The 26,800-nt window shown below is 51.7% G+C and carries 16 protein-coding genes; 6 read left to right on the plus strand and 10 right to left on the minus strand.

Features of this window, described 5'->3' with window-relative positions; all coding sequences use genetic code 11:
- The first annotated feature begins 85 nt into the window (after positions 1–85).
- Positions 86–1,138: a class I fructose-bisphosphate aldolase gene (fbaB, locus tag JK154_RS06100; protein WP_211991692.1), complete on the plus strand. Its 1,053-nt coding sequence runs from the start codon at positions 86–88 to the stop codon at positions 1,136–1,138.
- A gap of 42 nt (positions 1,139–1,180) precedes the next feature.
- Here the strand turns inward: fbaB and yegS are convergent, their stop codons facing one another.
- From yegS to JK154_RS06150, 10 genes are all read right to left on the minus strand, one after another.
- On the minus strand, positions 1,181–2,080 hold the full coding sequence (gene yegS, locus JK154_RS06105; RefSeq protein WP_211991619.1) for a lipid kinase YegS: 900 nt from the start codon (positions 2,078–2,080) through the stop codon (positions 1,181–1,183).
- A 224-nt stretch (positions 2,081–2,304) separates the two neighbouring features.
- A complete protein-coding gene (gene yegQ, locus JK154_RS06110; protein ID WP_211991620.1) occupies positions 2,305–3,669 on the minus strand; it encodes a tRNA 5-hydroxyuridine modification protein YegQ in 1,365 nt (454 codons plus the stop codon).
- 120 nt (positions 3,670–3,789) lie between these two features.
- On the minus strand, positions 3,790–4,512 hold the full coding sequence (gene baeR / locus JK154_RS06115; RefSeq protein WP_211991621.1) for a two-component system response regulator BaeR: 723 nt from the start codon (positions 4,510–4,512) through the stop codon (positions 3,790–3,792).
- Positions 4,509–5,903, minus strand: a complete 1,395-nt coding sequence (baeS, locus tag JK154_RS06120; protein ID WP_211991622.1) for a two-component system sensor histidine kinase BaeS — start codon at positions 5,901–5,903, stop codon at positions 4,509–4,511. Before baeS ends, baeR begins: the two co-directional genes overlap by 4 nt.
- Positions 5,900–7,315, minus strand: coding sequence for a multidrug transporter subunit MdtD (gene mdtD, locus JK154_RS06125; protein WP_211991623.1), 1,416 nt, complete (start codon positions 7,313–7,315; stop codon positions 5,900–5,902). The genes baeS and mdtD overlap by 4 nt, the downstream gene beginning before the upstream one ends.
- 119 nt (positions 7,316–7,434) lie before the next feature.
- Entirely contained in the window at positions 7,435–10,521 is a 3,087-nt protein-coding gene (gene mdtC, locus JK154_RS06130; protein ID WP_211991624.1) for a multidrug efflux RND transporter permease subunit MdtC, read from the minus strand.
- A complete protein-coding gene (locus JK154_RS06135; protein WP_211991625.1) occupies positions 10,522–13,644 on the minus strand; it encodes an MdtB/MuxB family multidrug efflux RND transporter permease subunit in 3,123 nt (1,040 codons plus the stop codon).
- On the minus strand, positions 13,641–14,870 hold the full coding sequence (locus JK154_RS06140) for an MdtA/MuxA family multidrug efflux RND transporter periplasmic adaptor subunit (RefSeq protein ID WP_211991626.1): 1,230 nt from the start codon (positions 14,868–14,870) through the stop codon (positions 13,641–13,643). Before JK154_RS06140 ends, JK154_RS06135 begins: the two co-directional genes overlap by 4 nt.
- A 222-nt stretch (positions 14,871–15,092) precedes the next feature.
- The gene (gene yegD / locus JK154_RS06145; protein WP_211991693.1) at positions 15,093–16,445 is read right to left on the minus strand and encodes a molecular chaperone; all 1,353 of its coding nucleotides are present in this window, start codon (positions 16,443–16,445) and stop codon (positions 15,093–15,095) included.
- Between the two features lie 209 nt (positions 16,446–16,654).
- Positions 16,655–19,987 carry a diguanylate cyclase gene (locus tag JK154_RS06150; RefSeq protein WP_211991627.1) on the minus strand — a complete coding sequence of 1,111 codons (3,333 nt, stop codon included), beginning with the start codon at positions 19,985–19,987 and terminating at the stop codon, positions 16,655–16,657.
- A 344-nt stretch (positions 19,988–20,331) separates the two neighbouring features.
- Between JK154_RS06150 and udk the strand changes: the two genes are divergently transcribed.
- The 5 genes from udk (at position 20,332) to galF (ending at position 26,793) form a co-directional block, all read left to right on the plus strand.
- Positions 20,332–20,973: a uridine kinase gene (gene udk, locus JK154_RS06155; RefSeq protein ID WP_211991628.1), complete on the plus strand. Its 642-nt coding sequence runs from the start codon at positions 20,332–20,334 to the stop codon at positions 20,971–20,973.
- A 151-nt stretch (positions 20,974–21,124) separates the two neighbouring features.
- Positions 21,125–21,706 (plus strand): dCTP deaminase, encoded by a 582-nt coding sequence (gene dcd, locus JK154_RS06160; protein ID WP_211991629.1) that lies wholly within the window; start codon positions 21,125–21,127, stop codon positions 21,704–21,706.
- 28 nt (positions 21,707–21,734) lie between these two features.
- The gene (gene asmA / locus JK154_RS06165; RefSeq protein ID WP_211991630.1) at positions 21,735–23,567 is read left to right on the plus strand and encodes an outer membrane assembly protein AsmA; all 1,833 of its coding nucleotides are present in this window, start codon (positions 21,735–21,737) and stop codon (positions 23,565–23,567) included.
- 747 nt (positions 23,568–24,314) lie between these two features.
- Positions 24,315–25,415, plus strand: coding sequence for a glycosyltransferase family 9 protein (locus JK154_RS06170; protein WP_211991631.1), 1,101 nt, complete (start codon positions 24,315–24,317; stop codon positions 25,413–25,415).
- A 481-nt stretch (positions 25,416–25,896) separates the two neighbouring features.
- Positions 25,897–26,793 (plus strand): UTP--glucose-1-phosphate uridylyltransferase GalF, encoded by an 897-nt coding sequence (gene galF / locus JK154_RS06175; protein WP_211991632.1) that lies wholly within the window; start codon positions 25,897–25,899, stop codon positions 26,791–26,793.
- Positions 26,794–26,800 lie beyond the last annotated feature (7 nt).

The raw sequence follows: 26,800 nt of genomic DNA on the forward strand, positions 1-26,800 counted from the left end.
GGATACCCGCAGATACCTTATGGGTACCAACGTTTTTCAGGTTATTAAATTCATATATCTACAGTGCAGACAACGAGGATGAATGATGACTGATATTTTACAGTTGCTGGGTGAAGAAGCAGCGGAGCTGTTGGAACACCGTTGTATGACGATTCCTGCGGATAGCCTCTATCTTCCGGGCCACGACTATGTTGACCGGGTGATGGTTGACAATAACCGCTCGCCAACCGTGCTGCGTAATATGCAAACACTCTATAATACAGGACGCCTGGCTGGCACTGGTTATCTCTCTATTTTGCCTGTTGACCAAGGGGTTGAACACTCTGCCGGGGCTTCTTTCGCGGCTAACCCACTCTATTTTGATCCGAAAAATATTGTTGAACTTGCCCTTGAAGCTGGCTGTAACTGCGTGGCCTCCACCTATGGTGTTCTGGCCTCGGTGGCACGCCGTTATGCCCACCGTATTCCTTTCCTGGTAAAGCTTAACCATAATGAAACGTTAAGTTACCCTACCCAGTACGACCAGACCCTGTACGCCAGCGTGGAACAGGCCTTCAACATGGGTGCTGTGGCGGTGGGTGCCACTATCTATTTTGGATCGCAGGAATCGCGCCGCCAGATTGAAGAAATTTCAGCCGCTTTTGAACGGGCTCATGAATTAGGTTTAGTCACCGTGTTGTGGGCTTACTTGCGTAACCCCGCATTTAAAAAAGACGGTGTGGACTACCACGCCAGTGCTGACTTAACCGGACAGGCGAATCACCTGGCTGCCACTATTGGGGCGGATATTGTTAAGCAAAAAATGGCTGAAAATAATGGCGGTTATAAAGCCGTTAATTTTGGCTACACGGACGAAAAAGTCTACAGCAAGCTCACCACGGATAACCCGATAGACTTGGTCCGTTACCAGTTAGCCAACTGTTATATGGGCCGTGCCGGGCTGATTAACTCCGGGGGCGCATCAGGGGGCAAAAATGACTTGAGCGATGCTGTCCGTACTGCGGTTATTAATAAAAGAGCAGGGGGAATGGGGCTGATTTTAGGGCGTAAAGCGTTTAAAAAATCCATGCCGGAAGGGGTGAAACTGATCCACGCTGTGCAGGATGTCTACCTGGACAAAAAAATCACACTGGCCTGATGTGTTATGCCCTTCCCCGGCAGGGGAAGGGCATGTAAGAGACTACTTGATCAGTGGGCAATTCGGCGGCAGCCGGCACGCCAGGGCATGGGGATGAACTTCCAGGTGAAATTCCCGGCCACTTAACGGCTCACCGTCAAGATTGAAGGTGATTTCATTCGGGGCTGTGACAGAAAACCAGGCTGAACGGGCCTCCGTCACATCGTAGAACTCTGAAACGTCCGTCAGCTGTGTCATTAACGCGGGCAAGAGCTCCTCACCAGTGAAAATTCTTAAATCCAGTAGCCCGTCATTAATCAGCGCATCAGGGCAGAGCTGCTGGCCACCGCCGGCCTGACGCCCATTGCCTATTCCTATCACTAATGCATCTCCCTGCCAGTTAAAACCGTCCCCGTGAATCTCACAGCGGTCTGGTTTCAGGGTATCGGTGCTGATTAGCCCATGAATAAAATAGGAAAGACTACCCAGTACGGATTTCATCTTCTCCGGCGTTTCTGTTGTTATCCGGGTACCAAAACCGCCCGTTGCCATATTGATAAAGAACGCATCGTGATTAACCTGAATAAGATCCACGTCGATAGCGCTGGCGACTATCGCCAGCCGTAAAGCGGGTTCTGCGTCAAGAGGAATACCTGCGCTGGTGGCAAAGTCGTTGGCAGTACCTAAGGGTAAAATACCCAGTGCCGGGCGTTTGCCGGGGTCAAGTTTGGCAAGACAGGTGGCAATGGCATTGATGGTACCGTCCCCACCCCCTGCAATAACCGTATCCACCCCCAGTGCCAGGGCTTCATCAACATAACGTGGAGTGTCTTCTTTTTCCCAAGTGACGCGAATGTGCAGTGTGTACCCTTCGTCACGCAGGACTTTTACTGCATTACGCACTGCCTCGTTTTCGGCACTCTTACCATTAAGAATTACCAATGAAACGGGATAAGTTGCCATGAGTCACCTCTGTTCAGACAAGATAGGTTCTAAGTGTAGGGCAAGAAATACAAAGAGTAGAAAAAAGAGAGTCTGCGCAAGGGAGATTGCGCAGACTAAGGAGGTGGTTTTAACAAAGCTGCTTGTTTCTGGTTAGCATTTTTCAGCCCCAGTATAATAACCCTTGACTGTTGAGCAGTATGTGATCAAATTCTAACTATTGAGTAATAAAAAGCACATCTTGTCTAACTGGCAATTTTTTTATCCCGGGTAGTCTGGCCGTTGAGATTGCGCATCAGTAACGCATAACTCAGATCCATATCTTCGGGAACGGGCAGCCACATGGTATGGCCGTCACCGGGGGCGACTGACACCGACTGTGACTTGTTGTTTTCCATGTGCTCAAGAGTGAATACCACATTGCCCTGGGGGGTCATCAGTTCGAGGCTGTCACCCACCACAAACTTATTTTTCACCGTCACGGCGGCCAGGTGACCACGTCGTTCCCCGGTAAATTCCCCGACGAATTGCTGGCGGTCTGAAATCGAATGACCATAATCATAATTCTGTGCGCTGTCATGGGTATGACGACGCAAGAAGCCTTCCGTGTAACCGCGATGTGCCAGGCCTTCAAGGGTCTGCAGCAGTGTTGGGTCAAAAGGCTTACCGGCGGCGGCGTCATCAATGGCCCGGCGATAAACTTGTGCGGTACGGGCACAGTAGTAGTGGGACTTAGTGCGCCCTTCAATTTTTAGCGAGTGAACGCCCATTTGAGTCAGGCGTTCAACATGCTCAATCGCCCGCAGATCCTTAGAGTTCATGATATAAGTGCCATGCTCGTCTTCAAAGGCGGTCATATACTCGCCCGGACGCTGGGCCTCTTCAACCATAAAGACTTTATCCGTAGGGGCACCAATACCCAGAGTGGGTTCAATATTCTGAACGGCAATGGGCTCATGAATATGGACGATATTCCCGATATCATCCTCTTTGCCTTCCTGGACTTTATACTCCCAGCGACAGGCATTGGTGCAGGTTCCCTGGTTAGGGTCGCGCTTATTGATATAGCCTGACAACAGGCAGCGCCCCGAGTAAGCCATACACAGGGCACCGTGCACAAAAATTTCCAGCTCCATTTCTGGCACCTGAGCACGGATCTCAGCAATCTCATCCAAAGAAAGCTCACGAGACAAAATAACGCGTGTCAGCCCCATTTGTTGCCAGAACTTTACTGTGGCCCAGTTGACGGCATTTGCCTGAACAGACAGGTGAATATCCATTTCAGGAAAGGCTTCACGCACCATCATAATGAGCCCCGGGTCTGACATAATAAGGGCATCCGGCCCCATCTCCACCACCGGTTTTAAATCACGAATAAAGGTTTTAAGCTTGGCATTGTGGGGCGCGATATTGACCACCACATAGAATTTTTTCCCTAAAGCATGGGCCTCATTGATGCCGTTTTGCAGATTTTCGTGATTAAATTCATTGTTACGGACACGCAATGAATAACGGGGCTGGCCCGCGTAAACCGCATCGGCACCATAAGCGAAGGCGTAACGCATGTTTTTCAGCGTTCCCGCAGGGGAGAGGAGTTCAGGTTTAAACATGTTGGTCTCAGTCTGATATCAAGTCAGAACCGCCTCACCGAGTGAGACGGATTATCAGGGAAGTTATTCCCACAATTAACGGATGGGGATTGTAACGCGTATTAGTGTGGGAAACTAGCCTCAGAGCAGGGTGCTGGGGCTAGCCTCCCAGCGATAACCGATACCATAGACCGCACGAATAAAAGAGGGCTCGTTATCGAGTGCCTCAAGTTTGCGCCGCAAATTTTTAATATGGGTATCAATAGTACGATCGGTTACCACGCGATAGTCGTCATAGAGGTAGTTGAGCAACACTTCCCGGGAAAAGACTTTTCCAGGCTCGCAAGAGAGGGTTTTTAATAGCCGGAATTCCACCGGGGTTAAGTCCAGGATTTTACCCCGCCAGCTTGCCTGAAACCGCCCTTCATTGATGACTAACGGGTTATTTTCAGGGGGGAGACTCAGGGGCTGAGTCTGTTTGTAACGGCGTAAAATTGTTTTTACCCGGGCGACCACTTCACGTGGGCTGTAGGGCTTACAAATATAGTCATCGGCTCCCAGTTCCAGCCCCAGTAAACGGTCAATTTCTTCTATCTTGGCGGTGACAATGACCATCGGAACCTCGGAAAAACGACGGATCTCCCGGCATAAACTCAGGCCGTCCATACCGGGCAGCATTAAGTCCAGCAAGATCAAATCCGGGGGCGTCTGGCGCACATAGGACAACACCTGATCACCGTGGGTGATCAACGCCGGGTTGTAGTTTGCCGCGCGCAGGTAATCGATCAAGAGTTGCCCCAGTTTGGGCTCGTCCTCAACAATTAAAATACGTGGTGCCAGGTCATCAACAGGAATTTCAGTCATAGTATTCTCGGTAAACAGGTTTCCAGTGGCAGCGTGATGGTCATTGTGACGCCCCCGATGGGGGAGTGGCTGGCGCGTAATGTTCCCCCATGGGCCGTCACAATATTCTGACAAATGGACAGCCCCAGCCCAGACCCGCCACTGGCACGATTACGTGAGCCTTCCGCCCGATAGAAGCGGTTAAACAGGTTGGCAAGCTGCTCATCATTCACGCCAGGGGCGCTATCAGTGAACTGTAATATCAGCTGGTCATCCATTATATTGCCCAGGATACGTAACTCACCCCCCGGGTCCGTGTAACGCAGGCTGTTTTCCAGCACATTGTTCAGTAATTGCATCAAGCGGTTACTGTCACCAAACACCCTGGCATGTTCAGGCAGTGTCACATGCAAACTGACTCCCCGTTCGGCGAAACGAGTGCGAAATATCCCGGCGGCGACATCCAGCAGGGTGATGATATCCAGTGAGGCTTTTTGGTAGGCTAAAGCCCCCTCATCAGAAAGAGATAGCTGATGCAGATCATTAACCAGTTTACTCAGTGTGGCCACTTCCATTTGCAGTGAAGTCAGTGAGTCTGGTGTAAACTGCCGTACTCCGTCTTGCAGCGCCTCCAGTTCCCCCTGTAAAACCGCCAGCGGGGTGCGTAATTCATGGGAAATATCGGCCATATAGGCGTGCCGCATCTGCTGGTTTTTTTCAAGAGTACTGGCCAGCTGATTAAAGTCCTGGGCCAGTTTTCCCAGTTCATCATTACTGCCTGGGGTCACGCGAGTGGCAAAATCCCCTTTAGCCAGCCTGTGCGTGCCCTCCACCAGTCGTTTTACCGGTGCCAGCAAGCCCCGGGCAAGAAAGAAGGTGACCGCAGCCGCCAGTAATGATGATAATGCCACGATAATCCAGTTGGTACGCTGCTGCTGGCGATCAAAATTAATGTCGGCATTACGGGTTAAACGCTCCATGGAGGAGGAGACGACCCAGCCAACCGTGTGATTGTTGACGATTATGGCCCGCTGCATGCCGTCCGAGGGAAGTTCATTCTTGGGGCCCACCAGGATTTTTCTTTTCTGATCCAGTACCCAAAACTTCGCGCGCCAGCCATGGGGCGGTAAAGGGTTTTCATTGATGCTGTCTTGTTCAAAGGAACGTAATAGCTTAAACATCACCCGTTCATTGTGGCGCAGAAACTTCCAGTCACCGTGCTGGGTATACTGCTCCCCCAGTGCATCACTGAGCCATTCCAGACGCTGTTCGTTGCCACGCTTAACATAGTCAATAAAACCATATTCAAAACTGAGCCTGATCCCCCAGTGCATAATGGCCAGCACCATCAGACAGGTTGAGAGAATAGCAAAAAACAGTTTACCCGTGATCCCCGGTCGCCAGAGTTTCATGGTTGGTTCCTTTTATGTCGTGTGATGGCAAAATTTTTCGTGGCATCGTTCGGCACCCGGAGAAAGACCAGCGCAGGCAGGGCAATAATCAGTGCCATACTGCTATAGGTATAGATAAAGACCTGGTGCAACATACCGCCGTCAGGGGCGATTGCCGCATGACCAAATACCCCAAGCAGCAGCCCTGCGATACTGACCCCAATACTCATTGAGAGCTGCATCACCATCGATAACAGACTGTTACCACCACTGGCGAGATCATCGGGTAAGTCTTTCAGGGTTAAGGTGTTCATGGACGAGAACCGCATGGCATTGACCATTCCCTGGCAGAACAGCAAGACAGGTAATAATGCATACCAGCCCAGCATTGCTGTTCCCATAAACAACAGACACAGTAAGGCCAGGCCGAGGGTAGAGGCGACCAGCACCTTACGGTAACCAAAGCGGTTCACCACCTGTACCACAATGCGCTTCATCCCCATACTGCCAAGCACCATAGGCACCATCATCAGCCCCGCATGAAACGGGGAAAACCCCAGCCCCAGCTGAAGAAACACCGGGGTCATAAATGGCAGCATCCCGCTACCAATACGCCCGCACAGGCTCCCCAGTAAGCCAATGGCGTAGGTTCTGGTCTTAAATAAAGAGAGCGTAAACAGCGCGCCCGGATTTCCGTATGCATGTCGCAGATACAGCAGCAGGGCACCACTACCACAGACCAGGAATAACACCAGTAACCAGTCCGAGAGGGGCGTCCCGTGCTGCCCCTCCAGGGCGAGGGTGAGTGTCGCCATCCCCAGGGCGAGTAGTAAGAAACCACGAAGATCAAAACGCCCGGTGGGCATGGTGTGATTCGGCATCAGCCTGATGGTCACCACTGCACCGATAATCCCCACAGGAATATTAATTAAAAAGATCCAGTGCCAGGATGCGTATTCAACCAGTACTCCCCCCAGTGCCGGGCCGAGCAGAGGCCCGACTTGACCAGGGATAGTGACCATGGTCATGGCCGCCATGTACTGGGCGCGGGGCACAATCTTCATGACGGTTAAACGCCCGACAGGCACCATCATGGCGCCGCCCACCCCTTGTACTATACGTGCCAGCACTAGCTCATTCAGGCTGGATGCCCCGGCACAACACAGGGAGCCGAAGGTAAACAGAATAATGGCGGTAAAAAATACATTCCGTACCCCCACTCGATCCGCCAGCCAGCCACTGGCGGGGAGCATCACCGCCACGGTTAAGACGTAGGCCACAACCACAGAATGTATCTGTGACGGATTTACCCCCAGGCTTTTTGCCATACTGGGGAGAGCAGTATTGACAATAGTGGTATCCAGCGCCTGCATAAAAAAGCCAAAGGCGACTATCCACAATTGCCAGCGAACCCCTGGGGGCAGGTCATTCATGCAATCTTCTATCCTTAACGCGACGGGGAACCCGTGGTTATCAGGTCTGTTTACCCGAATCACTGAACAGAGGACGTGATTCGGGTTCTGCCCGCTTGCAGCGCTCTGCAACGGGGGAGCTAGTGTATATCGGGGCTGGAATCCGGTACTTTGCCAGGCTTAACACGCGTACGTAAGCCTTCAAAGAACAGGTACACGACCGGCGTGGTATACAGTGTCAGTAGCTGGCTCACCAGCAGGCCACCCAACAGGGTTATCCCGAGCGGCTGGCGTAGCTCGGCACCATCCCCGTGGCTTAACACCAGAGGAAGGGCACCAAACATGGCTGCCAGCGTGGTCATCATAATCGGCCGGAACCGCAGTAAACAGGCCTGAAAGATGGCTTCTTTAGGGCCGAGGTTATCCTGACGCTGGGCCGTGATGGCAAAGTCCACCATCATAATGGCGTTTTTCTTCACAATACCAATTAATAGCATAATACCAATCAGGGCAATCAGACTGAAGGGCGCGTTAAAGAGTTCCAGCGCCAGCAGTGCGCCGACCCCTGCTGAAGGCAATGTGGATAATATCGTTAAAGGATGAATATAGCTCTCATACAGAATGCCAAGCACAATATAGACCGTGGCAATAGCCGCCAGGATCAGCATCACCTGCGTGTTCTGGGTTTGCTGAAACAGCTGGGCAGTACCAGCAAAACTTCCCTGTACGGAGGCTGGCACACCCAGCGCGGTCATGGCACGGTTAATATCATCACTGGCCTGGGAAAGGGATACCCCTGTTGGCAGGTTAAAAGAGATTGTCGAGGCAGCAGACAGACCTTGATGGTTCACCGACAGCGGTGCATTTGCCGGTTGCCACCGGGCAAACTGGGATAAAGGAATAGGCGCCCCGGCCTTGTTGATGATAAACATCTTATCCAGAGCACTGACATCCTGGGCATACTGAGGGTCCACGGCCATCACCACCTTGTACTGGTTAAGTGGCTGATAAATAGTTGATATTTGCCTCTGGCCGAAGGCGTTGTTAAGCAGGCTATTGACCTGGGATACATCGACCCCAAGCCTTGCCAGGGCATCCCTGTCATACGTCAGTGCCATCTCAGCGCCTTTGTCTTGCTGATCGGAGTTTACATCGGCCAGGGTCGGTAATGCGGCCAGTGCGGTGCGAATTTTAGGCTCCCACTCTCGCAGATCCGTCAGGTTGTCAGACAGCAGGGTATACTGATAACTGGCATTTGCCTGGCGTCCCCCCATACGAATATCCTGAACAGGCATCAAGAAAAGGCTGGCTCCAGGCTCTTTTGCCAGTTTTCCCCTTAGGCGATCAATCACTTGCTGGGCACTGTCTCGCCGCTCTGTCAGGGGTTTAAGGGAAATAAACATCATCCCGCTGTTGACGCGAGAGCCCCCGGTAAAACCTGTTACCGTTTCTACTGCGGGATCGTCATGAACGATCTTCATAAAATCTTGCAACTTTCCACGCATTGCTGAGAAGGAGATACTCTGATCAGCCCGAATATTCCCCATCAGACGGCCGGTATCCTGCTCCGGGAAGAACGTTTTAGGAATGGAAATATAGAGCCAGACCGTCAGGGCAATGGTGCCTAAAAAGATCAGGCCAATAAAACGGGTATGATTGAGAGCCCATCCCAGTGAACGCCCATACCCCTTCTGTAACCCGGCCAGCAGGCGAGCCGCTCCTTTCGGGGGGGAAGGGGATGTTGCAGGGCGACTCTTCAGTAGCCGGCCACACATCATTGGCGTCAGGGTCAGGGAGACGGCCAGGGAAATGAGAATCGCCACTGACAGGGTAATGGCAAACTCCTGAAATAACCGCCCGGAGATCCCCCCCATTAACAACAGTGGCAAAAAGACGGCGATCAATGACAGGCTCATCGAAAAAACCGTGAACCCCACTTCACGCACCCCAATAAGAGCCGCCTGCATCGGTTTCATGGCTGCTTCTAAATGACGGGTGATATTTTCCAGTACCACGATAGCGTCATCCACCACAAAACCTGTGGCAATGGTCAGCGCCATCAGGGACAAGTTATTGAGGCTAAAGCCACAAAGGTACATGGCCGCAAAGGTCCCGATCAACGAAACGGGCACCGCGACCGCGGGGATAAGCGTCGCGCGTCCTGAACGCAGGAACAAAAAGACCACCAGGATAACCAGCGCGACGGCAATCACCAGGGCCTTTTCTACCTCGATGAGTGAAGCACGGATAGTGGGGGAACGATCCTGGGCAACATTCAGCTTAACGGATGCCGGGAGCAGTTGTTGCAGCACTGGCAGCTTTGCCCTGATGCGATCAACCGTGGCAATAATATTGGCTTGCTGGGTTTTGGTTATCACCAACAGAATAGCGGGTTTTGCATCAGACATCCCCGCGTTGCGCACGTCCTCAACATCGTCCACCACACTGGCTACGTCGCTTAAACGAACCGCAGCACCGTTGTTGTAGTGAATAATTAACGGCTGATAATCTGCTGCTTTTTTTAGCTCATCATTGGTCTGTACCTGGTAGCGATGCCTGGTATCTTCCACCGCCCCTAATGGGCGGCGCACGTTGGCACTGCTAATCGCAGAGCGAACCGCATCCAGTGACACACCCTGGTTAAATAGCGCCAGCGGGTTGAGATTGACCCTTACTGCGGGCAGGGAGCTGCCACCCACATCCACATCCCCAACGCCCTCGATTTGCGACACGGCCTGGGCCAGTTTGGTAGAGGCCACATCATACAATTCCCCCTGCGTCAGAGTGTCTGAGGTGAGCGTCAAGATCATGATCGGGGCATCTGAAGGGTTTATCTTGCGATAGGTCGGCCGTTCAGGCATCCCTGTGGGGAGCAGGCTCTGGGCGGCATTGATAGCCCCCTGCACGTCCCGGGCGGCTCCGTTAATATCCCGGTCAAAATCAAATTCCAGAATAATACGGGTACTGCCCAGTGAACTGCTGGACGTCATCTCATTCACCCCAGCAATACGGCTCAGTGAACGCTCCAGTGGTGTCGCCACGGAGGATGCCATCGTCTCGGGAGACGCCCCCGGTAGGGAGGCACTCACCATAATAACGGGAAAGTCTACCTGGGGAAGCGGGGCCACGGGCAATAACCGGAACCCCAGCACCCCACATAAGGTCACCGCCAGGGTCAGTAACAACGTGGCGACAGGGCGAGAAATAAAGAATGCAAAAAATTTCACCTAGACCCCCTGTTGCGGCTTGCCAAAGCGGCGACGAGTGGCCAGGGATAGCCGATCAAACAGTAAGTAGATAACCGGTGTTGTAAACAGAGTCAGTACCTGACTCACCAGTAATCCGCCGACCATGGCGATCCCCAGCGGCTGGCGTAACTCCGCCCCGACCCCTGTTGCCAGCATTAATGGCAGAGCCCCGAGCAGGGCCGCGAGAGTCGTCATCAGAATGGGACGGAAACGCAGCAGACAGGCCTGATAAATGGCCTCATAAGGGGTCATCCCTTGCTCTCGTTCGGCAGCGAGGGCAAAGTCGATCATCATAATGGCATTTTTCTTAACGATACCAATTAGCAGAATAATACCAATGATGGCAATGATATCCAGTTCAGCCCCCGACAGCATCAGCGCCAGTAATGCCCCCACCCCGGCACTGGGCAAGGTCGAAAGAATGGTAATCGGGTGAATAAAACTCTCATAAAGCACACCCAGCACAATATACATGGCAACCACGGAGGCGAGAATCAACCAGACCGAACTGCTTAACGCTGCCTGGAAGGCCAGTGAGCTACCCTGGAACTGGGTTGTCATATCCTGAGGTAAATCGATCGCCTTTTCCGTTTCCAGCACGGCATTCACCGCATCCCCCAGGGCATAGGGTGCCGGGACATTAAATGACAGCGTGGCCGACGGGAATTGATCCAAGTGGTTAATCCCCAGCGGTGTAAGGCGCTGTTCAATATGCGCAATGGTGCTTAAAGGAATAGGTTTCCCTTCACTGCTGGTGAGGTAGATCCCCTCCAGCCCATGTATTCCTTCGCCAGAATGGGGGGCATTTTCCAGCACCACACGGTACTGATTTGACTGGGTGTAGATGGTCGAAACAAGCCGTTGCCCAAAGGCGTTATACAAGGCGTTGTCCACATCCTGCATACTGATACCCAGCCGGCTGGCACTGTCCCTGTCCACATTCACATAAGCCATCAGGCCCTGATCTTGCCAGTCACTACTGACATCGGATAACTGTGGCAGGGTATTAAGCCGCGCGACCAGTTGCGGTATCCAGCGACTGAGTTGCTCCAGTGATGTGGCCTGCACGGTAAACTGGTACTGAGTCCGGCTGGCCTGGGTGTCAATGGTTAAGTCCTGGGTCGGCTGTAAATAGAGCGACAGCCCTGGCAGGGTGTCAACACTCTGTTGCAGGCGCGTGATAATCGCCGGGATACGGGTTTTACGCTCGCTGAGTGGTTTGAGCGTGATTTGCAGACGGGCACTGTTGAGTGACGGGTTGGTGCCATCCACCCCCACAAATGAGGTGATGCTTTCCACATCCGGGTCTTGCAGAATACGTGTCGCCACCTGCTGCTGGCGCTCGGCCATATTGGCATAGGAGACCGACTGAGGGGCCTGGAGTGTGCCCTGAATCATACCGTTGTCTTGTAACGGGAAGAAGCCCTTCGGCATCATGATCCACAGTGCCACCGTCAGTACCAGTGTCCCCAGGGCAACGCTCAGGGTTAACCAGGGGTGGCGCAATACGGGAACCAGCAAACGACCGTAACCGGCAATAATACGCTCAAATAATGCTTCACTGGCACGAGAGAAACGGTTTTGTTTACGCAGCGATGCATGACTGAGCATCCGGGCACACATCATTGGCGTGAGTGTCAGGGAGACCACGGCGGAGATAAGAATCGCCACCGCGAGTGTCACGGCAAACTCACGGAACAGCCGGCCCACGACATCCCCCATAAACAGTAGCGGGATCAGAACGGCAATTAACGAGAAGGTGAGTGAAATAATGGTAAAGCCTATTTCCCCCGCGCCTTTGAGGGCCGCATCGAGGGGCTTTTCACCCTTTTCGATATAGCGGGAAATATTCTCGATAACCACAATCGCGTCATCCACCACAAACCCCGTGGCAATGGTGAGGGCCATTAGCGTCAAATTGTTAATGGAAAAATCGAGAAAGACCATCACCGCAAAGGTGCCCATTAATGATAATGGCACCGCCACAGCAGGAATAATTGTCGCCGGGACATTACGCAAGAACAGATAAATAATCATCACCACCAGAGCAATCGCCAGCATCAGCTCATGCTGAGTGTCGCTCACAGAGGCACGAATATTGGTGGTGCGGTCACTCAGTAACGTCACACTGACTGACTTTGGCAGGCTACTGGTCAACGACGGGAGCAGGGCTCGAATACTGTCCGCCGTGGCGATAATATTCGCCCCTGGCTGGCGTTGAATATTTAACACTACCGCCGGTTGTTTATTGGCCCAGGCACCTAGCCAGCGGTTTTCAGCACTGCGTTCAATTTCTGCCACATCTCCCAGGCGTACTGGCGCCCCGTTTTTCCAGCTAATAATTAAGTCCCGATACTCCTGGACGGATTGCATCTGATCATTGGCTGACAACGTAATTGCCCGCTCCGGGCCGTCGATACTCCCCTTGGCGGAATTCACATTCGCCCCGGTAATTGCGGTGCGAACATCTTCACTGGTCAGGCCCAGAGCTGCCAGCGCCTGGGGATTTAGCTGGACACGTACCGCCGGGCGCATTCCCCCGGAAAGCGTGACCAGCCCGACACCGGAAACCTGGGATATTTTTTGGGCAATACGCGTTTCTACCTGATCCTGAACTTCCGTCATTGGCATGTCACTGGAGGTGATTGCCAGGGTCATAATCGGTGGATCAGCCGGGTTAACTTTATTGTAAACAGGAGGATTAGGCAGGTCATCCGGTAGCAAATTGGTGGCCGCATTAATCGCTGCCTGCACCTCTTGTTCCGCAACATCCAGGGGTAAACTGAGCAGAAATTGCAGGGTGATGACCGACGCCCCCGCCGAGCTTTGGGAAGCCATCTGCTGCAAGCCGGACATCTGCCCAAACTGCCGTTCCAGCGGGGCAGTAATGGCAGACGTTATCACATCAGGGCTGGCCCCTGGATAAAGTGTCACGACCTGAATTGTGGGGTAGTCCACTTCAGGCAACGCGGATACCGGTAAAAAGCGATAGCCAATAATGCCCGCCAGTAAAATGGCCACCATTAACAGGGTGGTGGCCACCGGACGCATAATAAAGAGCCGAAAAGGGCCGCCAGGCGGGCGGGGAGGTAACGCACTCATGAGGCAGCCACTCCCTGGGATTGGGCCGGTACTGTGGGCGCCACATCCGCTGGGGCCACGATTTCAACGCTGACGCCATCAGTCAGGCGATCCACCCCATCCGTAACGACTCGCGCCCCTGCTGAAAGCCCGGCCTGAATCACCACTGAAAGATTATTTTGCACCCCAGGGGTGACCTGTTTTTTACTGACCTTGTTCCCTGAGCCAACGACCCAAACAAAATGCCCTTCACTGCCCATTTGCAAAGCGGAGGTGGGGATCACCACCGCATCCTGGAGTGTGGCCACCTGCATACGCACATTAACGAACTGATTAGGGAACAATTGCCCGTTCTCATTCGCAAAACGGGCCTTCAGTTTAATTGTTGCGGTGGTGGCGTCTATCTGGTTGTCGAGACTCAGCAACGAGCCTGTGCTGAGTAAGTTACGGAGGTTACGATCCCAGGCCTCAACCGGTAATTCAGGTTGTGTCTTCTGAGCCTTGATCACGGTAGCAATATCATTTTCCGGCAGGGTGAACACCACATCAATAGGGTCAGTCTGGGTGATAACCACAAGGGTATCACTCCCGGTAATCTGGTTACCGACATCGATCTGCCTTAACCCCACGCGGCCAGAAATAGGGGCAGTAATACGGCTCCAGTCCAGCTGTAACTGGGCACTGGCGACGGCGGCCTTACTGGCAGCAACATCCCCGATGAGTTCTTCAACCTGGGCTTGTTGTGCATCCAGTTCCTGGCGTGATGCCACCTGCGTTTTAGCCAGTTGCTGGTAACGAACCAAGTCACGGCGGGCATTATTCAGTGTTGCCTGATTTTTAGCCAGCTGCCCTTCCGCCTGGGCCAGAGCCACCTTAAACGGGCTGGGGTCTATCTCCGCCAGCAGAGTGCCGGCAGCCACTTGCTCCCCTTCCCGGAAGTGAATCGCGACCAGTTGCCCGTCAACCCGACTACGCACCGTGGCGGTATTGGCTGCCGTCACCGTGCCTAAACCACTCAGAAAATACGGGACCTTCTGCTGTGTCGCCAGGGCTACCTGAACCGGCGCGAGAGCCTCCCTGCCGGGCATTCCACGAGGCCCGGCCCCGGTCATCCTTTTTGAGCCAGCGCCCTGAGTGTGTTTTGTCGAGGTGCCTTGTTGGGAATACCAGAACCCGGCTGCGGCCAGGGCCAGAACAACCAGGGCCCCTGTCAGCCACAGTCCGCGTGAAATTTTTCTGCCTGCCATAGGACTCTCTGTTTCCTTACTAAAACGATAGGGGGGATTAACGCTAGTATAATGAGGTAGTACCGCAGAATAATGGAGTAAATATGAAGTACTGTATGGTTGATATTGTGCAATAACCAGGGGACTGAATAAAGCATCACTTTTAAGAGGCGGGCTATTCGCCGGGGCGAGGGTGAAATAATCCCCCCTGTGTAACAGGGAGGATGAGGCTAACGGGGATGTTTAACGAAAAATCAGTTCGGACCAGCGGGTCAGCCCCTGGGTCACGGAACCGAAATCATTCCCCCCTGCGACAGGGATACCCGGCAACTGGCGACTCAACGCCTCACGCAGTAACGGCGACCGTGCACTGCCCCCAGTGAGGTAAATCACTTCGGGTTTGACATTGCTGCTCTCCATAGCCAGTGTCACCTGTTCCATAATACGCTGCAGTGGCTGGCTAATGGCGGCTTCCAGGGCATGCTGAGTGATATCACAACCCACATTCCGGGCGATGAAGGGCAGCGATGTTGCCACCTGTTCCGCGCTGGAAAGGGCTATTTTGCTCTCTTCGGCTGCACGAACCAGGCGATAACTCAGGCGCTGACGCCATACCTGATGCAAAAAGGCCACCTTTTCTGGCTCTTTAGCGTTGAACTGCAGTTCTGCCAGTGCCTGGCCATTGGCGCTGGCGTAAAACGCATTCTGTGCAGGAACATCGTTAATCGCCACCGCATTCCACCAGGGTAACAGGGGAAGCGCATTGCCATTTTGCATCTCGCCCCCCATGCCCAGCAGGGGGCTGAGTTGTTTAAAGGCCAGCATAATATCCAGGTCGTTACCGCCCACCCGGCAGCCACTGTGACCAAGCAGACTGGCGGCACGGTCTGTCTGGGTATGCCACTGAGGCCCCATCAGAAGGAGAGAACAGTCGGTGGTACCTCCGCCAATATCCACCACCAGCACCCGCTTTTCTTCTTGTAATTGGGCTTCAAAATCCAGCCCGGCAGCGACAGGTTCAAACTGAAACACCACCTGCTGGAATCCGGCCCGGTGCGCCGCCCGTTCGAGAATATCCTGAGCCTGACGGTTGGCTTCCTCACCACCGGAACCCTGGAAGTTAATCGGGCGTCCAATCACCGCATGGGTGGGGGCTTCCGTTAACTGTCGTTCCGCTTGCTGGCGAATGTGCACCATCATGGCGCAGACTAAATCTTCAAATAACGCCACTTGCTGAGGTTTGAGGCCACTGGCCCCGAGAAACGACTTCGGGGATTTAACGAAGTAGACCTCTTCCGGATCTTCCATATACTGCGCCAGGGAGTGCAGGCCGAATTGCACACTGTCTGGCAGTACATCGATATCTTCTGTCCGGTTATAGCTCACCGCCCGGCGTAAGAGCGCCTGGGTTTCCTGGGCATCAGCCGGAACGCCCTGGTGACGATACAGCCACTCACTGATAGCCTCACGTGTTGGAGCACAAAGCATTGAAGGCAGAAAAGGGGAACCCTGTTCCATTTCAAGAAGCTGCGGCTTACCCTCGCGCATGACGGCCACTGAACAGTTTGCCGTACCATAATCAAAACCAATATTCATGTTTGCTGTCCATCCCCATGCCATTGAGAAGGCGGCGACTTTAGCGGAATGAACGCCGTTGAGCAACTCCAGAACGTCTTCCGGGCTGGTAACAGCGTGATTTCCCGCCAAATTCCCCCCATGGTGAGACAGGGAAGGCGGGGGGATGCGTGGCCTGAGTATCCAAATGCCCGGTATTACGGGGCCGCGCCAGGCCCTGAAAAGGGGCCTTAGTTAATGGCAAAGTAACTCTGACTGAGCAGCAAATCCAGGGGCTGGGCAGCGGCAACGGCTTCGCCAAACAGTAAATCAATACCAATGGCGGACAGGGTATCAAACTGTTGTTGGGTTTCAGCCGGGCCAGCAATAGAACGCAGTGACATGCGATGGGCATGGCCATGAATAATCGAGACCATCATCTCATTCATCACATTATCGTGAATATTCACCATCAAATCAGAGTCAATCATCACATAGTCGAACAGGTGGCTGCTGAGGGTATTGAGCATCTCAGGGGCCCGATTAACATGGCTGATAAGTAACCGACAACCAGATTTATGCAGGTACTGCAGGTTATCACTCAGCTGTTGTGAGGCATGGCAAAGTGCTTCACTGGAAATGCACAAATGCAATAAACGTGCAGGCATTTTATGAATAGCCAACGCATTCAACAATTCATTGATTAATACTTTACTGGACAGCCCAACAGCTGATATCGGCAAGGTAAAGCCGAAACCTTTCTGGGTCAGGGGGGTAGCAAATCGATTAAAGAATTCTTTAATCACCCGTTTGTCCAGCTCGTACTGCAAACCTGGGTTCTGTAATTGTGCCCGGAATGTGGTTTCGTTAATCACTTCTGAGTCATTACGCCAGAATCGCAAAGAAAGAAAATAGAAACTGGTTGCCGTCGAGACACGGCTATGGGCAATCGGCTGGGCAACGATCATCATCGGATTTCGGTGAATAATATCATGCTGCTCCTGGGCGAGCAGGTGCTCATCCCCCCCGGAGGCATTAAACTGCTGGGGATCGTAAAGGGTCACCCGGCCACGGCCACTGTTTTTCGAGGCATAGCAGGCGATATCGGCCTGTGACAAGACCTCCTCGGCAACGGCATTATTACTGTCAATACGTGTGATCCCGGCGCTGGCGCCGATGCGGTACTGCTCCCCATCCCAGATAAACTTATAGTGATTAATGTTATGAATAATCGACTCTGAAATATAACGGGCATTTTCCACTGAGCAATTCGGCAGCAGCAGGGCGAACTCATCCCCGCCTAACCGTGCCAGCAGATCCCCGGTACGCAGCAAGCTCAGTACCATGGCAGATAATTCCCGTAACAGGGCATCCCCCGCTGCATGGCCTGCGGAATCATTCACCTGTTTAAAACGGTCAAGATCGATAAAGACCAGCGCATGTTGCTGGCGATATTCGATGGCTTCTTGCAAGGACTGGCGGAGCTGATTTTCAAAACTGTAACGGTTTGCCAGGTGAGTCAGACTGTCATGGGAAGCACTATAACTGAGCTGTTTGAGCATGTTTTTTGACTCGGTGACGTCGTGAATCACCATCACCGAACCAATATTATTACCGTCAAGGGTGGTCAGCGGGGTCAGTGTATAATGAATATCGTAACTGGCCCCATGGCGTGAATGCAGTACCACGTCCTGTTCATTTAGCGCATGAGAAATAGGGCCACTATAAATATCCGTCAGCTCGGGGCCACTATCCCCGAGTGTCATATGCAGCACCCGCTGAATCGGCTGGCCAATGGCCTCTTTCTGGGAGCAGCCACTGAGCGTTTCGGCGATGGGGTTCATAAAGGTGACCGTCATATGGATATCGGTGCAAATGACCGCCTCACCGATAGAGTCAAGGGTGATATGTAAGCGCTCTTTTTCCTGATACAGCGCCTCATTCAGCTCTTTCACCTCTGTCATATCCATATTAATGCCCAACAGGCGCTCTGTTTCCCCATTTCTGGCGAGCACACGATTAGCAAAGGAACGAATATGGCGTATGCCTTCTTTTACCCTGATGCGGAATTCCAGCTTAAAGTGTTCATTATTTTTTAAGGCAGACTGAATAAATTTTTCTACACTGGGGCGATCTTCCGGCAAGACCAATTGCAACCAGAGCTTGTAGGTGGGAACCGTTTGCTGGGACATTTCATACAATTCAAACATCCGCTTATCCCAGCTCATGGATTTGTTAACTAAATCCCATTCCCAAATACCTACCCCACCGGCCTCGTTTGCCAGAGTAATTCGCTCCATTAAATGCCGGTTGACCTGCTCACTGTGTTTCAGCTCATTAATATCTTCAATTTGCGCAATATAGTAGAGAGGCTCACTGGCCTGATCCCGTACCACCGAGACCGTCAACAGCGCCCAGACAATATTCCCCTCGCTGGTGTAATAACGCTTTTCTATGGAGTAACTGTTTATCTCACCCTGTGCCAGCAGACCCAGTTTATGCAGGTCGGTTTTTAAATCCCCCGGCCAGGTGATCTGCTGAAAAGTCAGCGCCTGTAGCTGATTAACCGAATAGCCCAGGAACTGACACAGGGAATGGTTCACCTGTAGCCACCGCCCTTCGGTTGAGACCAGCGCCATGCCAATAGCGGAATATTCCATGGCATTGCGAAAGCGTGTCTCACTCTCACTGATTAACTTACGCTCTTCCCGGAAAGCATACATCACCATCGTCATGGTATTGGCTGGCAGTAACAGCATTAAAAAAGGCAGCCAGGGGGTATAGGCCAGCACCTCAGTGTTTGACGTCCCCTGCAGAAAATGCCCCATAGAAATCACGGTTGACAGTACCAGCAAGGCAACAAAAAACAGGATAAATGCATGCAGTCTGGGTAAGCGAATGGCGCTCCACATTAAGAACACCACGATAAAAGTCAGGGGAGAGGGTAAAAAGCGCAGGGATAAATAGCCCAGGACTAAGGTTATTACCAGGGTAAAAAAGCTTTCAACCATCCAGCGTCGATCAACGGGCCGGGAGAGTATCCCGGGCTGATAAAGCAGACCCACGGGTAACAAGGCAAGGGTCCCCACTGCCCCTGAGGATAACCAGATAAAGAACCCCTTTGTAGCCGGCATATTAGCGGAAAGCATCACGAAGGTTGCCAGTATCCCGCCAACAAGCGGGGGGATAATCGTCCCGCAGAGGATCATTTTTATCCAGTCATTGAGGCTGGACAGGGGGTTTTCCTGGGGCAGGAAACGACGTAATAAGAGGGCGCCAGTTAGCGCTTCAATAATGTTGATAATGTCAAAAGCCAGTTTAATAAAACCGGACGAGTGCCAAAGATAAGTCGCAATATAGCTGCCAGCGACACAAAACAAGGCGATAAAAGGCCACCGTTTAATGGGGTTACGATAAAACGCCGCCATCATCAATGCGCTGACTAACCACAGGGGCGTCACTGTCCCGTTAATATCTGCCAGGGTCAGCGTATAGAGAGTGAAAATAAAGCTCAATAATCCCAGACTGAATAACAGTATCCGTGCCCGCTGTGCGGTTTCTTGTTGTCGTTTATTTAGCGTCATTACTGCCCATCCGCCAGGCAATAGCCCAGGGCGAAGATAATAAAAAAAATGAATTTGAACTATGCTAGTACAAACTATTGATAATTCCTACGAACCTTTTGTTAAAAATATCCGATATCATAGGGTAAAGATGATGCCGAATCGGGAACGGCACACCGTCGGTTAACCGGGAAAATAGCCTGTTTCAGTAAATAAAAATGAATTCTCCGGGCGTTATGTCAATGGATCCAGTAAATAGGCAATGTTTCAGGCTGGTATCAGTCAGCGGTTAACTCTATAATTGCGAGGTTTGGCATGCATTTGCCTCCCTCCCATATAACTTTTTGTATTCAGGCCGTAAAAACATGACTGAACAGTCTCATCAATGCGTCATTATTGGAATAGCCGGCGCATCGGCTTCAGGGAAAAGCCTTATTGCCAGTACTCTCTACCGAGAGTTACGTGAACAAGTAGGTGATGAGCACATCGGTGTCATACCAGAAGACAGCTATTATAAAGATCAAAGCCATCTCTCCATGGAAGAACGGGTAAAAACCAACTACGATCACCCCAGCGCCATGGATCACAGTTTGCTGTTTCAGCATTTACAAATGCTGAAAGCCGGGCACCCGATTGAACTGCCGGTTTATAGCTATGTGGAACATACCCGCATGGAAAAAAGCATCCATCTGGTGCCGAAGAAAGTGATTATTCTTGAAGGTATTTTGCTGCTTACGGATGCCCGTTTGCGCGACGAGATGAATTTCTCTATTTTCGTTGATACCCCCCTGGATATCTGTCTGATGCGTCGTATGAAGCGTGATGTTAATGAACGTGGGCGTTCAATGGACTCGGTTATGGCTCAGTACCAAAAAACGGTCAGACCTATGTTCCTGCAGTTTATTGAACCTTCCAAACAGTATGCCGACATTATTGTGCCCCGTGGTGGTAAAAACCGTATTGCTATCGATATCCTGAAAGCGAAAATTTCGCAGTTTTTTGAATAAGATATCCTGTAGTGGGGTGAGGGACTTATCCAGACAACGGTTATTCCTGGCCTCGTTTTGCCCCCTCCGGGGCTGAACCCTGTGCCAGTAACCTGTGTGGGATAAGTTCTGATGACTGATAGCTTACTGAATTGTATAAGGAGAACCGTTCATGCGTTTATGTGACAGCGATATCGAGGCCTGGCTGAACGACGGCCGTTTAACCATTTCCCCCCGTCCACCTGTTGAGCGCATTAACGGAGCCACGGTGGATGTCCGTCTGGGGAATAAATTCAGAACCTTTAGCGGGCATACCGCCGCATTTATCGATCTGAGTGGCCCAAAAGACGAAGTGAGTGCCGCTCTGGAACGGGTGATGAGCGAAGAAATCTCCCTTAATGAGGGGGAGGCTTTCTTTCTCCACCCCGGGGAGCTTGCCCTGGCGGTAACCCTGGAGTCCGTTACCCTGCCGGCGGATTTAGTTGGCTGGCTGGACGGGCGTTCCTCCCTTGCCAGACTGGGTCTGATGGTGCATGTCACGGCACATCGTATTGATCCCGGCTGGCACGGCTGTATTGTTCTGGAGTTCTATAATTCAGGTAAATTGCCGTTAGCCCTGCGTCCGGGTATGCTGATTGGCGCCCTGAGTTTTGAACCCCTGAGTGGGCCCGCTGCCCGCCCTTATAATCGCCGTCAGGATGCGAAATATCGTGATCAGCAAGGGGCTGTAGCGAGCCGTATCGATAAAGACTAAAGCCTGCTCACCATGAGAAGAGGATGCTATGAAACGACTTTTAACCACATTGATGATTTTACTGGTGGTCATAGTGGCAGGCCTTTCTGCATTAATTTTATTGGTCAATCCCAATGACTTTCGTGCCTATATGGTGCAGCAGGTTGAAGAGCGCAGCGGCTATCAGCTCAAGCTTGAAGGGCCACTGCGCTGGCATGTCTGGCCGCAACTGAGCATTTTGTCCGGGCGCATGTCGCTGACAGCCCCGGGAGCCAGCCAGCCTGTCGTCAGTGCTGAAAATATGCGCCTTGATGTGGCATTAATGCCGTTACTGTCCCATCAGTTACGGGTTAATCAGGTCATGATCAAAGACGCTGTTGTACAGCTCACCCCCCAGAGCCAGAAACAGACATCAGCCAATGCTCCCGTCGCTCCAAAAGATAACCAGCCCGCCCCGCATCGCTCACATGGCTGGTCATTTGATATTGGCAAATTACAGGTGGTGGATTCGGTACTGGTATTACAGCGTCCGGATGAAGAACAAATCACGGTTCGCAATATCAACCTTGATATGCAACAGGACGCGAACAAACAGGCACAAATTGAGCTCAGTAGCCAGATTAATCGTGACCAGCGTGATTTAAGCTTCTCCCTGGAAGCAAGCCTCGACCTCAGTGACTACCCTAATCAGTTAAATGCTCAAGTCTCCTCCCTGAGCTATCAGTACCAGGGGGCCGGGTTACTGGCAGAAGGAATTAAAGGAACCGGTGAATTCCAGTTACACTGGAAAGACGGGCAGGGTGCCCCTGAACTGAGCCTGAGTGTGGCACAGTTCAGTGCCAACGACAGCGACCTGCAGGGCGACGTGAGTTATACCCAGGGGGAGACGGCTGATCTGGTGGTAAACCTGCACGCCCGCAAACTTAACATCGATAACTTGCTGATTAACGATAAAGGCAAAGGCCCGGATATCGTGGCCAATCAACCCCGCCCAGTGGTTGCAGAACATCAGGAACCTGACTACCAGGGTTTGCGCACCACCAACGCGGTGATCAACCTTTCAGCCGACAGCCTGCGCTGGCGTGGTCTTAACCTGACCGGCCTGCAGACTCAGCTCACTAACCACCAGGGCCTGTTAACCATTGAGCAGCTCAACGGCACCCTGGGGTCGGGAACCCTTTCCCTGCCAGGCTCACTGGATGTACGCAATTCGGTGCCAGAATACCGATTCCAGCCCCAGCTGAAAAATATCGATATGGGAACCATTCTTGGGGCATTTGACTATCCCCAGGTGGTGAATGGCCGACTGTCACTCACGGGTAACCTTACGGGGCATGATCTCAGTGCCGCAGCGTTCCGTAACCAATGGCAGGGGGATGCAAAAATATCCCTGAATCAGGCCCGCCTGGAAGGGATGAACTTCCAGCAACTTATCCAACAGGCCGTAAGCCGCTCTACTGATGGTATTAGCATTCTCAATAACTACGACAATACCACCGCCCTGGATAGCCTCAGTACCCAGGCTCGGTTAAATAACGGCAATGTGACCCTGAACGCCCTGTCAGGCCAGTCGAGCATGCTGTCTCTCACCGGGAGTGGTAACGTGAATCTGGTACGTGAAGTCTGTGATATGGAGTTTCATATCCGGGTGAACGGCGGCTGGCAGGGCAGCAATAACAAACTGATAAGTTTACTGGAAAGTGCTTCTATCCCATTACGGGTCTACGGCCCATGGCAGCAATTAAGCTACAGTTTACCCATTGAGCAAATCCTGCGTAACTTGTTACAAAACAATGTGAAACAACGGGTGAGCCAATGGCTGGATAATAATGTGGAACGCCGGGGCGTGAACGATATTAAACAGTTGCTGGATGGCCTGTAACGGCCAGGCCGCCCGGGGCGGATGGCAATGATCCCTCAGCCCCGGGCCCGGAAAGCCCTTTTTATCATCAGGTGTGATACTCCCCCAGGCGGCGGCGGGATCGGGAATGCAGCGGTTACCCGCCAGCCCGCGCACGCAATACAAGTGATCAGGGAAAACAGGGGCCGTGGCAAGAAACCGGGCTACAGGCAGGGCATTGCCTGTTTTATTGGTTCAAGGCCCTGTTGCCGATGCGCAGACGTTAGGGCATCTATCTCCCCGTACATTGATACCTGGTCTTCTGATTGTCACTATCACAGACAAAATTGTGCACAATTTCCAAGTTAAGGGTAGCCAGACTTGTAAATAGCGCCTATTTTGGATGGGCATTTTGGGAGGGGCAGGGAATAAGCCCACTGTTGATGGCGGATACCCCTTAAAAACTGGCCCTGTCATCACCAAACAATCGTTGTTCAGTACACTGGTAGCTTTTGAGCCAGGGGCGGTAGCTTTCCTTAAATTTATGAGAGTTCCATGACAGATAGCCTTAAATACCGGTTGGTCTGGGGGTAACGAAATCCGAAATAAATGATAGATTTTCCACCGGCAGACCAGAGAATGCCGGTCTGCGCCTGTGAAAAGGCATTATTTTGCACCTGCAATGAAAAACTTTAGGTGCATGCCATGCGTTAGTCATCGGCACGATTTTATGGCAGGTTCAGAAGTATCTGCTGATTGACAATTTGTTAATTGTGGTACGTTATATATATGATGCGTAAAATAAAAGCCTTAAATCGGGCACGTAATTTAAAAACAAAAAAAATAAAAAATGCAACTCGGCTATTTAAGTATCGTTTATTCTACCGGGGAAAAACCACACTAAACGCCAGTGAATATCATTCAGTCTGTGTGTTCCTGCACGCCCAAATGATAGGTGACGCACTGGTAACCAGCGGGTTTATTAACCGATTAAGGCAACAAGGTTTCGATGTCTCAGTCGTGGTTAATGAAAAAATCGCCACACTGTTTGACTCCATGCTGACTGCCGATGCCGTTTACGTCATTGATCATAAAAATGTAAAAACAATCGCGTCACAACTAAAGGAGAAGGGCATTGACCTGGTTGTTGACTTCTCTGACTTTGAAAACACCAGTGTATTGAGGGAAAAAACACTCTCATTGATAAATTGCAAGCATGCGATAGGCTTCAATAACCCGGTCAACACCACCTATGATACCAACATTATCACACCCGAGTCGGTGCATATCACTGAACGTATGACCCGCGTGTTATCCCTGCTGGGTATTCAGGAAAATCTCAGCCCACTGTTAGTGTTTAAGGATGCGGTGATGGCGGATACCCGGCATTTCGCTGAATCTCTGGGGAAAAAACTGATAATCGTTAACCCCTTTGCATCAATGAATATTCGCTCTCTTTCTATGTCACAGATATACAGCGTGCTGGATTATCTGGAGCAATTAACAGGTCATATTACGGTGATTTTTGATTTGGGTGTGGAGATTGATTTATCAAAATATCAGCATATTGTGCTGAACCCTTTCAGAGATATACCAAGATCATTCGCATTAGTGCAATTTGCTGACTTTGTTATTACTGTCGACACATCAGTTGTCCATCTCTCATCAATACTGAATATTAAGCAATACTGTATATACAATAATCGTAAATTTAACGAAAAATTTGAGAATAATATTGCCTGGGGGCCCAACAGCTCCCTGGCGGTACCGTTCTACACCAATGAGTTTATCGGGTCAGACAATGGGGATGATGTCAGCAAGTTTGATATTTCACTGCTGATTAATCGTATCGCATCAGACCTTAATGAGAGTGCCCGGGCACCTTGCTAACCTGACTCGGGTCGATAGTTTCCGCGCAAGGCTAAAAAGAGTGATAAGTTACCCCTGAAGATAAAGCTAAAAAGGGTGACACGAATTTTTGCCGGGTCACAGGCAGCTACTGGCACCTCATATTACGCTATTGCGTTGGAAGAAATAGCTTATAGAATCAATAATTAAGAGTAAAATTTATACAATTATCTGAATTAATGCACCAAAAGAATCTAATTGTCACTTTGTTATGCCAGATACACTTCATAAGCATTCGTTCACAAGTTACAATAAGGTAAACTACCAAGGAAAGCAGGCAGCAGCGGCTACCTTTACCTGGGGCATGCATCCATTTGGCTGAAGTCCCGATGAAACAACGAAGGCAAGTCCGTTTGCTTGCTACATTAACAAAAAACGAGTGAGCTAAATCACCCAGTAGCCAGGTGAACAACAATATAGCTCAACCATGACCGGAAAGGCTCTCCGGATGAGGCACGCCAGCATGACAACGAATTTAAAAGCGGTGATCCCGGTAGCGGGACTGGGAATGCAGCTGTTACCTGCCACGAAGGCCATTCCTAAAGAGATGCTCCCCATCGTTGATAAACCGATGATTCAGTACATCGTCGATGAGATAGTCGCGGCGGGTATCAAAGAGATCGTGCTGGTGACTCATTCTTCTAAAAATGCGGTTGAGAACCACTTTGACACCTCCTACGAACTGGAAGCCCTGCTGGAACAGCGGGTGAAACGTCAGTTACTGGCAGAAGTGCAGTCCATCTGCCCGCCGGGCGTCACCATCATGAACGTACGTCAGCCACAGCCCCTTGGCCTGGGGCACTCCATTCTTTGTGCCCGGCATATTATCGGCCATAACCCGTTTGTGGTGGTACTGCCAGATGTGGTCATTGATGACGCCAGCGCCGACCCGCTACGCTACAACCTGGCGGCGATGATTGCCCGCTTCCACGACACCCAGCGCAGCCAGGTACTGGCCAAACACCAGAGTGGTGATTTGTCTGAATATTCGGTGATTAAAACTGAGACTGCCCTCACCAGCGAAGGGGATATCAGCCGCATTGTCGACTTTGTTGAAAAACCAGACCAGCCACAAACCCTTGATTCCGACCTGATGGCAGTTGGCCGCTATGTACTGTCGGAAGATATCTGGCCGCTGCTGGCAAAAACACAACCAGGTGCCTGGGGCCGTATCCAGCTTACCGATGCCATTGCAGAACTGAATAAACACCAGCCCGTGGAAGCCATGCAAATGACCGGTGAAAGCTACGACTGTGGCAAAAAGCTGGGCTATATGCAGGCCTTTGTCCAGTACGGCTTGCGTAACCGCAAGGAAGGGCAGAAGTTTCGAGCACACTTACTGAGCCTGCTTGAGAAATGACCCCGTG

Source organism: Citrobacter sp. JGM124, from assembly GCF_018257795.1.
Lineage (GTDB): Bacteria > Pseudomonadota > Gammaproteobacteria > Enterobacterales > Enterobacteriaceae > JGM124.

What these genes read in the sequence shown, in the direction of transcription:
- fbaB (WP_211991692.1), top strand. Translation starts at nt 86, where the DNA reads ATGACTGATATTTTACAGTTGCTGGGTGAAGAAGCAGCGGAGCTGTTG.
- yegS (WP_211991619.1), bottom strand. Translation starts at nt 2,080, where the DNA reads ATGGCAACTTATCCCGTTTCATTGGTAATTCTTAATGGTAAGAGTGCC.
- yegQ (WP_211991620.1), bottom strand. Translation starts at nt 3,669, where the DNA reads ATGTTTAAACCTGAACTCCTCTCCCCTGCGGGAACGCTGAAAAACATG.
- baeR (WP_211991621.1), bottom strand. Translation starts at nt 4,512, where the DNA reads ATGACTGAAATTCCTGTTGATGACCTGGCACCACGTATTTTAATTGTT.
- baeS (WP_211991622.1), bottom strand. Translation starts at nt 5,903, where the DNA reads ATGAAACTCTGGCGACCGGGGATCACGGGTAAACTGTTTTTTGCTATT.
- mdtD (WP_211991623.1), bottom strand. Translation starts at nt 7,315, where the DNA reads ATGAATGACCTGCCCCCAGGGGTTCGCTGGCAATTGTGGATAGTCGCC.
- JK154_RS06135 (WP_211991625.1), bottom strand. Translation starts at nt 13,644, where the DNA reads ATGAGTGCGTTACCTCCCCGCCCGCCTGGCGGCCCTTTTCGGCTCTTT.
- JK154_RS06140 (WP_211991626.1), bottom strand. Translation starts at nt 14,870, where the DNA reads ATGGCAGGCAGAAAAATTTCACGCGGACTGTGGCTGACAGGGGCCCTG.
- yegD (WP_211991693.1), bottom strand. Translation starts at nt 16,445, where the DNA reads ATGAATATTGGTTTTGATTATGGTACGGCAAACTGTTCAGTGGCCGTC.
- JK154_RS06150 (WP_211991627.1), bottom strand. Translation starts at nt 19,987, where the DNA reads ATGACGCTAAATAAACGACAACAAGAAACCGCACAGCGGGCACGGATA.
- udk (WP_211991628.1), top strand. Translation starts at nt 20,332, where the DNA reads ATGACTGAACAGTCTCATCAATGCGTCATTATTGGAATAGCCGGCGCA.
- dcd (WP_211991629.1), top strand. Translation starts at nt 21,125, where the DNA reads ATGCGTTTATGTGACAGCGATATCGAGGCCTGGCTGAACGACGGCCGT.
- asmA (WP_211991630.1), top strand. Translation starts at nt 21,735, where the DNA reads ATGAAACGACTTTTAACCACATTGATGATTTTACTGGTGGTCATAGTG.
- JK154_RS06170 (WP_211991631.1), top strand. Translation starts at nt 24,315, where the DNA reads ATGATGCGTAAAATAAAAGCCTTAAATCGGGCACGTAATTTAAAAACA.
- galF (WP_211991632.1), top strand. Translation starts at nt 25,897, where the DNA reads ATGACAACGAATTTAAAAGCGGTGATCCCGGTAGCGGGACTGGGAATG.